This window comes from Oleiphilus sp. HI0123, from assembly GCF_001635315.1.
Window position 1 is genome coordinate 1 of record NZ_LWGE01001663.1, and the last position, 6871, is coordinate 6871.

Consider the following 6871-nt stretch of genomic DNA (forward strand, 5'->3'; position numbering starts at 1 on the left):
AGCACTCTTTTGGGACGTGGGGAGTCATTATGTCTATGTACATAAAAGGAAAAGTAGTTAGTCACAATGTTCGAGCTTATTTTTACATTCTTTCAACCTTATGTGGCTTTGTTAGCAATATTTCTAACATTCCCATTCATATTACAATTCTTAAATTCAAAGTACTTAAAGGGTCGATTCAAGCGTTTTGGTATCGTATTATTCTCAACTCTCTTGGTGTTTTCGTATTGGTTGTTAAATATTGCGTTTTTCTCAGAAAGTGATGTGGCAGCTTTGTTACCAAAACCTGAAAATGTTCAAATTGGTCCAGAACATCAAACAACAATAGATACTGTCCATACAGGTTCACAGGTCACTACTTTTGCGCTTGGGTCTGTATTTAGCATTTTTTACTTAGTATTTGTATATTTAACTTGGTTGGTATTCTCACTATTATCGAGGCCTTTCCGTGACAACAGTACATAACCAAGCAATCAAAGATCGCCCACGAAAGGGCCCGTGGGCTGGACTCGCTTTGCTGCGCGCCGCTCGCCCTTTATTGCGGCGTTAGGTTTTTATCACACAGTATCGGATATGAAAATAAAACAATACCAAGTTGATGCCTTTGCAACCCGTGCATTCGAGGGAAACCCGGCGGCAGTATGTCCATTGGATAACTGGCTGAAAGATGAATTGCTTCAAGCCATCGCAGAAGAAAACAATTTATCTGAAACAGCATTTTTCGTGCCCACAGAAACTGGGTTTAATTTAAGATGGTTTAGTCCTGTTAAGGAGGTTGATTTATGTGGGCATGCCACATTGGCAACGGCTCATGTCATCTTTGAAATTCTTGGTCATACTGAACCAACGATTATCTTTGAGACGCGTAGCGGCAACCTTTGCGTGGAAAAGGATGGCAATCAACTAAAAATGGATTTTCCGGCGCTAGCACTAACTCCTTGTGAGGTTTCCGAAACTTTGGTTAAAGCCATTGGTGTGTGCCCCATTGAGGTATTGGTCGCGGATGATTACGTAGCTGTGTTTGATAATGAGGCAATCGTTCGAGCCATCACACCAACCCACTCTTTGCTTAGCCAACTCGATTTTCGCGGTGTAATCGTTACCGCACCGGGCTCCGATGTGGATTTTGTCAGTAGATTCTTTGCTCCTAAAATTGGCATCCCCGAAGATCCCGTTACTGGTGCAGCGCATTGCAAACTTGCGCCGTACTGGGCTGGTAAACTTGGGAAAAGCACTTTAAGCGCCAAGCAAGTCTCTAAGCGTGGTGGCAGCCTTACATGCGAAGTCAAAGCCGACCGAGTCATACTGTACGGAAGTGCCGTAACGTTTATGGAGGCAGAGATTGCATTCGAAACCTAACAATGCCGTAAACTCGGAGGCATTTTTCGTTCGCGCTGCTCACTACAAATGCGCCGGTTACGGCTGGCGTTAAATGCCAGTAATCAACATATCTATCGCATCAATGATTTGGTAGCGATAATGTTCTAGAGAGTCTACTTCGGATTTCAGAAGCGTTTTAGGCACAGTTGTCATTTGGTTGGTAACGAGGACGAAATCCTCTCCTTCAATTCTAACTGTAGGACATAGCTTCTGAGCTACTTTTTCGTTAACTTTTTTCGAAGGGGTTAACGGGATAACTAGTCTTGAATTCAAGTCATTTAGTAAGTTGTTTTGCACATCAACAAAATAGGGGTATGTTTTTTTACTGCTTTTGTCTTTGTTCAAATAAAGCGTAAATTGGCTCATTAAAAGCTCCTGAATGAGTCAGAAAATAAACCATTCTCTTCACTCAACTTGTTCAGCTCGTCAATAGCATCTTTATTTTCTTTAAGCCATTGTTCGCGTTGTGCTTTTTTTACTTGAACAATCAAGGCTTGTTCAAGTGTCGCTGATAAGTTTATTTTCAAACTTTTAGCTTGATTTAAAAGGTCACTGTTTACTGTTAGGTTAGTAGCTTTCTTAGGCGCTTGCTGGTCAAAACTTGGTTGCATGGTATTTGCTCCTAATGCGCATTGTTTATATGTATTGTTATGCTATTCCATATCCAAGCATTTAACAAGCGGCTCCACCGGACAAATTTTACTGTCACCATTTTTGCGCTACGCGACAAAAAAGTCGCCAGCAAAATTTCCCGGTGAGCCGGGCGTTAAGGCCTATTAGTGTTGGCCGTAGTGCCCACCAATAGCAAAAATGTAAATATACTCATCGTCGTATTTATAAATTAACCGGTCTTTCTGGCTTAGACGTCTCGACCAAAGTCCCGATAAATTATGCTTAAGTTGTTCTGGTTTTCCCGTTCCTTCGGCAGGGTTACCACGCAGCATTTCCTTAAGTTGTCGGCACAGTACCTTATATAGCTTTTTATCGTTTTCTCTTAAGGTTTCATATTCTTGCCATGTATTTCCCTCAAAGACCAGTGATCTCACTCATCTCCTCCTTGCTTGGCTTATAACCTTCATTGTCAGTATGTGTTTTTACCGAGTCAGCGATTTGCTTCATCAAGTTAGTATTCTGCAAAACATATAAGGTTTCTTGCTCTCTTTCCCAGTCGTCAGCACTCATCACAACAAAATCGTCACCGGCTCGCCTAGTTACCTTTAAGGGCTCATGGTTCCCAACTATCTGTTCTACAAAGCCTTTCAAGTTGTCTCTAAATTTATTAACACTTACACTATCCATAATAATCACCAATTAAATGTACGGAATTACCGTACAATATAAATTAAAAGCCTTAACAAGGCAATCAAAGAACGCCCACAAAGGGCCGTGGGCTGGACTCGTTTCACTCGCCTCTGCATAAGGCGTTAGTTTTTTTTGATTTCGAGTGATACTATAGTGATACATTTTAATATAAGGTGTCACTATGAGAACTGAAGTCGTTACTACATTAAAGAGACAAGCAACGAAACTGCTTGCAGATCTGCATGAGTCAAAAGAACCTATTCTTATAACTGAACATGGCCAGCCATCAGCCTATTTGGTTGATGTGGCTGATTATGAGTTGATGGTAGATCGGATGAAAATCCTGGAAGGTATCGCGAAAGGCGAACAGGCAATCCGTGAAGGTCGAACAATGGACATGTCGCAAGCTAAAGAGAAGATGAGTAAATGGCTCAAATAATCTGGACTGAGCCAGCATTAATTAATCTGAACGATATTGCAGATTATATTGAAGTTAGTAATCCGTACGCTGCGAGGCAGCTAGTAGAAAACGTTTTCAGCAAGGTGCAGAGGCTCGAACAATTCCCTGACTCAGGCAGAGTACCTGAAGAAATTTCGACTCTAAATTATAGAGAAGTTGTAGTAAATCCTTGTCGTGTTTTCTACAAAGTAGATAGCGACTCAGTCTATATCCTTCACGTATTGAGGCAAGAAAGAGATTTACGAAAGTTTTTACTATCTTCCAAAAATAGAAGCTAACCAAGCGTTCAACCGGTCTCGCCTTCGGGTTCGAGCCGCACCTAAAGGCGTTACATGTAAAAAATACAGGGTGTATTGTGCAAGTAGATAGAATTGATCACTTAGTTTTAACCGTCAAAGATATTGAGGAGAGTGTAAGTTTCTACCAATCAGTATTGGGCATGGAAAAAGTTATATTCGGTGAGTCCCGAGTTGCGTTGTCATTTGGCAATCAGAAAATAAACCTCCATCAACTGGGCAGTGAATTCGAACCTAAAGCGAATAATGTTAAATCAGGTAGTGCTGATTTATGTTTTATTATTACCACCCCGATAGGTAGTGCTATCGAGCATTTAAACAATTGTGACGTTACAGTGATCGAGGGGCCAGTAAGCCGTACAGGTGCAAAAGGTAAAGTTGAGTCAGTATATTTTAGAGATCCTGACGGCAACCTTATCGAGGTATCAAACTATCAAAACGTGTAACAAGGCCATCTTGCATCGCCCAGCCAAAAAACGGCTGGGCCGGACCTCACTTCGTTCGGCCACAAATGTAGGCGTTAGGAATATGAAACAATGAAATCGGTATCTACGGGTTTAAAAAAGATTCTTGTTTTTACAGGAAGCACTGTAGCCTTATCAATTGGATATTATATATACGCCCTTAGCCTTTACCCGCCAGTTGAAGAGCGTGAAACATTTTTAGCTGAAATAGGTGAAGGGTTAGGAGAGATTGGTTTATGGCTACTCGTATTCATTTACGCCAGAACTCTAATCAAATTGTTTTTTGGAAAAGGGGCTATCGCTAAAAGGCTCTTACCAGAATACAGTATAGAGCTTGACCCGCCGCTTATAGATAGTTTGATCAATCTATTAAATAGAACGCATGTATATTTCGGTATCGGTGCGGTGGCTATAATACTTCTGCACATCGCTTTAATGGGTTTACCAATGCATATTCTTTTTTCCCTGCGGTACTCGCACTAGTAATCTGGCAAGGGCTATTCGGTATTTTTATCAGCTGGCGATACTCTCCAAGAGAGTTGAAAAAATTGTCCTATCTTGTACATGCACAACTATTCACAGGTGTTATGATAGGTGTGTTCTCTTATTTTGGGCATCTGTTAATTGACGATTAAAATGCCTAACCAGTGCATTTACTCTAGAGTCCTGCAAATGCCGCTCATCTAAGTAAATCAATCCAGCAATATCGTGCAGGCAAAACAGAGGAGCATGGATTGCTCGATGATTGAAATATTAGCGTCGACTACGGAGGCGTAGTCAGATTATGTTTACTGGCAAGGCCAAGACAAGAAAACACTTAAACGTATCAACAAGCTCATACCCGATACTCAACGTCATCATTTTGATGGGTATACGTAAACCTGAGCCTCTTAAAGAAAGCCTAGCTGATTTCTGGTCTCGCCGCATAGATGACAGTAATCGGTTGGTATATGTTGTTGACGATAATAAACGTATAATTATATCTTACCGTTACCACTATGAAAAATAATTTAACGAAGCATTCAGCAGGACTAGCCTCCCGCTCGCCCGGTTAACGGGGCGTTAGGCAAAAAATAGACTTCAACATCGAGGTATAATTGAATGGAATCAACACTAAAATACATCTTGTATGCACTAGCTTTAGTCGTCGCAATAACTGGGTTAAATGTCTTATTTGGTGGTGCTTCCGCAATTCCGGGTTCAACCGGAGGTGCAGAAGCAACAGTGGATAACGAATTAAGATTTTTCTCTGTTTTCTGGTTAGCTTATGGGGCCTTTTGCTTTTGGGTCGCTCAAAATATTCAGGCTCAATATAAGTTCATTCCATCTATTGCTTTGGTATTTTTTATTGGTGGGCTTGGCCGTTTAATTTCAATATTGTCCGTAGGACCTCCAGCTAGTGTTCTAATTCCGGCGATGATTTTAGAGTTTGTTATCCCAATAGCTATCTATGGTATTTACTGGAAAAAATATANTAAAAACATAACCAAGCAATCTTGTGGAACTCCGTGAGCTTTAATAAGGAAATTCATGCCAAAATTCGAAATGGAAATATCGTTGCCAGTTTGCCCCGAAAATTTATCGGCAGACCTATTGGTCATGTCGGGGGTTAATTACGAGTTATCTCCCATATTAAAAATGTCGGCCCCTCAACAATGGGCGGCAAAACCAATATCTGAGTGGCCAGTAAATGACGATATATTTTCGAGCATAATCTTATTATTTGGGTTCATCCCGGTTGATTTACACCGATTTAAATTTAGATCGGTCAATAGCATGGGTTTTATCGAATCATCAAAAACTATGCTCAATAATGTGTGGTCACATGAGCGAACTATTTCAGCTGATGGTTCAGGGGCAAAAATAAGAGATGTCGTTTATTTCAAAAGTAAATTAGGCTTTTTAGGTTATTTATTTAAACCAGTATTTCAATCAATATTTGCTCATCGTCATAAACGGTTAAAATCAAAGTATGCAAAAAGCAGCTAACAAGGCCTCATAGGGGCATCGTTAAGTTTCCTAAGAGGGGGTTTTCAACTAAGCTAGTAACTCGCATTTTTCTACACTGATGATCAAGGGGCAGATATGAAGTTGTCAGTAAATCAGTTCTTATTGTTCATAATTGCTTTACTTTGTGTACAGTTGGCGTGGGCAAATGAAGCAATAGACATTGTCACAGATCCATGGCCTCCATTTGCCTATGAAGAAGATAATAAAGTGGTGGGAACCGACGTAGAAGTTGCGTTATCAGTATTTCAGAAGCTTGGCGTAACAGCTAATATTCGATTATTGCCATGAAAACGCTGCTTGGGTTTAGTTAAAAACAAAAAAGCTGACGCAATACTAGCCGCTTCTATAACTGAAGAAAGAAAGGAATTCCTACACTTTCCTAGTGAGCCAGTGTCTAAAGGCGTTACTGTATTTTTTAAGAAAGCAACAAACTCTATTTCTTCTATTGACTTAAATAACCCTAAAAACCTGCGTGTGGGGGCAATTCTTGGCTATAAATATTGTGATGAGTTACACAATTCTCACCTATTAGAGAATGCATCGCGAGTACCAACTTTGGAACAAAGCTTGAATATGCTGTTACTGGGTCGCATCGATTTAGCAATAGGTGTCGAGCTAGTTGGCTTTCATAAAGCTCGGGAGATGGGTATTTTGGATCAATTAACTATCGTTGGGAGTAAGCGTTATTGCCCTGGCGGAAATTATTTAGCTTTTGCGAAGAAGCCAGGGCTTGAAGAGCTGTCATTGAGATTCAGTGAGGAGCTGACGAAGTTCAAGACAACTGATGAATATAAACAAATTCTAGCCAAATATGGAAAACTTCAGTAAGAGTTTAACCAAGCGCCCTACCGAACTCGCCTTCGGTTAACGCAGCGTTAGACAATCTTTATAGGGAAATATATCAATTGATCAAAAACACCATCTTTATTTTATCTCTAACACTGCTGTTCGGCTGTGCA

14 protein-coding genes and 1 pseudogene are annotated in these 6871 nt (G+C 40.5%); 11 read left to right on the forward strand and 4 right to left on the reverse strand.

Annotated features, from left to right (window positions below; all coding sequences use genetic code 11):
* Window positions 1–263 (forward strand): hypothetical protein (locus A3761_RS28685; RefSeq protein ID WP_231881287.1); only part of this gene is annotated, 263 nt, incomplete at its 5' end.
* Between the two features lie 235 nt (window positions 264–498).
* Entirely contained in the window at window positions 499–1359 is an 861-nt protein-coding gene (locus tag A3761_RS22375) for a PhzF family phenazine biosynthesis protein (protein ID WP_368664586.1), read from the forward strand.
* A gap of 69 nt (window positions 1360–1428) precedes the next feature.
* On the opposite strand, the gene A3761_RS22380 is transcribed toward A3761_RS22375, so the two are convergent.
* The 4 genes from A3761_RS22380 to A3761_RS22395 all read right to left on the reverse strand — a co-directional run bounded on the left by A3761_RS22380 (window position 1429) and on the right by A3761_RS22395 (window position 2679).
* Window positions 1429–1746, reverse strand: coding sequence for a CcdB family protein (locus A3761_RS22380; protein WP_068516653.1), 318 nt, complete (start codon window positions 1744–1746; stop codon window positions 1429–1431).
* Entirely contained in the window at window positions 1746–1991 is a 246-nt protein-coding gene (locus A3761_RS22385) for a type II toxin-antitoxin system CcdA family antitoxin (protein ID WP_068553687.1), read from the reverse strand. Before A3761_RS22385 ends, A3761_RS22380 begins: the two co-directional genes overlap by 1 nt.
* 165 nt (window positions 1992–2156) lie before the next feature.
* Window positions 2157–2426, reverse strand: coding sequence for a Txe/YoeB family addiction module toxin (locus A3761_RS22390; RefSeq protein ID WP_068516648.1), 270 nt, complete (start codon window positions 2424–2426; stop codon window positions 2157–2159).
* On the reverse strand, window positions 2407–2679 hold the full coding sequence (locus tag A3761_RS22395; RefSeq protein ID WP_068516643.1) for a type II toxin-antitoxin system Phd/YefM family antitoxin: 273 nt from the start codon (window positions 2677–2679) through the stop codon (window positions 2407–2409). The genes A3761_RS22390 and A3761_RS22395 overlap by 20 nt, the downstream gene beginning before the upstream one ends.
* A 184-nt stretch (window positions 2680–2863) precedes the next feature.
* On the opposite strand from A3761_RS22395, the gene A3761_RS22400 reads away from it, so the two are divergent.
* From A3761_RS22400 to A3761_RS22440, 9 genes and pseudogenes are all read left to right on the forward strand, one after another.
* Window positions 2864–3121, forward strand: a complete 258-nt coding sequence (locus A3761_RS22400) for a type II toxin-antitoxin system Phd/YefM family antitoxin (RefSeq protein ID WP_068507610.1) — start codon at window positions 2864–2866, stop codon at window positions 3119–3121.
* On the forward strand, window positions 3109–3420 hold the full coding sequence (locus A3761_RS22405) for a type II toxin-antitoxin system RelE/ParE family toxin (protein ID WP_068552981.1): 312 nt from the start codon (window positions 3109–3111) through the stop codon (window positions 3418–3420). The genes A3761_RS22400 and A3761_RS22405 overlap by 13 nt, the downstream gene beginning before the upstream one ends.
* Before the next feature lie 77 nt (window positions 3421–3497).
* Window positions 3498–3884: a VOC family protein gene (locus A3761_RS22410; protein WP_068552689.1), complete on the forward strand. Its 387-nt coding sequence runs from the start codon at window positions 3498–3500 to the stop codon at window positions 3882–3884.
* Window positions 3885–3974: 90 nt separating this feature from the next.
* Entirely contained in the window at window positions 3975–4385 is a 411-nt protein-coding gene (locus tag A3761_RS22415; RefSeq protein ID WP_197470046.1) for a hypothetical protein, read from the forward strand.
* Window positions 4386–4682: 297 nt separating this feature from the next.
* A pseudogene (locus A3761_RS22420) lies at window positions 4683–4911 on the forward strand (Txe/YoeB family addiction module toxin); the annotation flags it as partial.
* A 92-nt stretch (window positions 4912–5003) separates the two neighbouring features.
* A complete protein-coding gene (locus tag A3761_RS22425; RefSeq protein WP_068750919.1) occupies window positions 5004–5414 on the forward strand; it encodes a DUF4345 domain-containing protein in 411 nt (136 codons plus the stop codon).
* An 18-nt stretch (window positions 5415–5432) separates the two neighbouring features.
* Window positions 5433–5891 (forward strand): hypothetical protein, encoded by a 459-nt coding sequence (locus A3761_RS22430; RefSeq protein ID WP_068552980.1) that lies wholly within the window; start codon window positions 5433–5435, stop codon window positions 5889–5891.
* A gap of 96 nt (window positions 5892–5987) precedes the next feature.
* Window positions 5988–6200: a hypothetical protein gene (locus A3761_RS22435; protein ID WP_068516628.1), complete on the forward strand. Its 213-nt coding sequence runs from the start codon at window positions 5988–5990 to the stop codon at window positions 6198–6200.
* 9 nt (window positions 6201–6209) lie between these two features.
* Window positions 6210–6740, forward strand: a complete 531-nt coding sequence (locus tag A3761_RS22440; RefSeq protein WP_068552979.1) for an ABC transporter substrate-binding protein — start codon at window positions 6210–6212, stop codon at window positions 6738–6740.
* The last annotated feature ends 131 nt before the right edge of the window (window positions 6741–6871 follow it).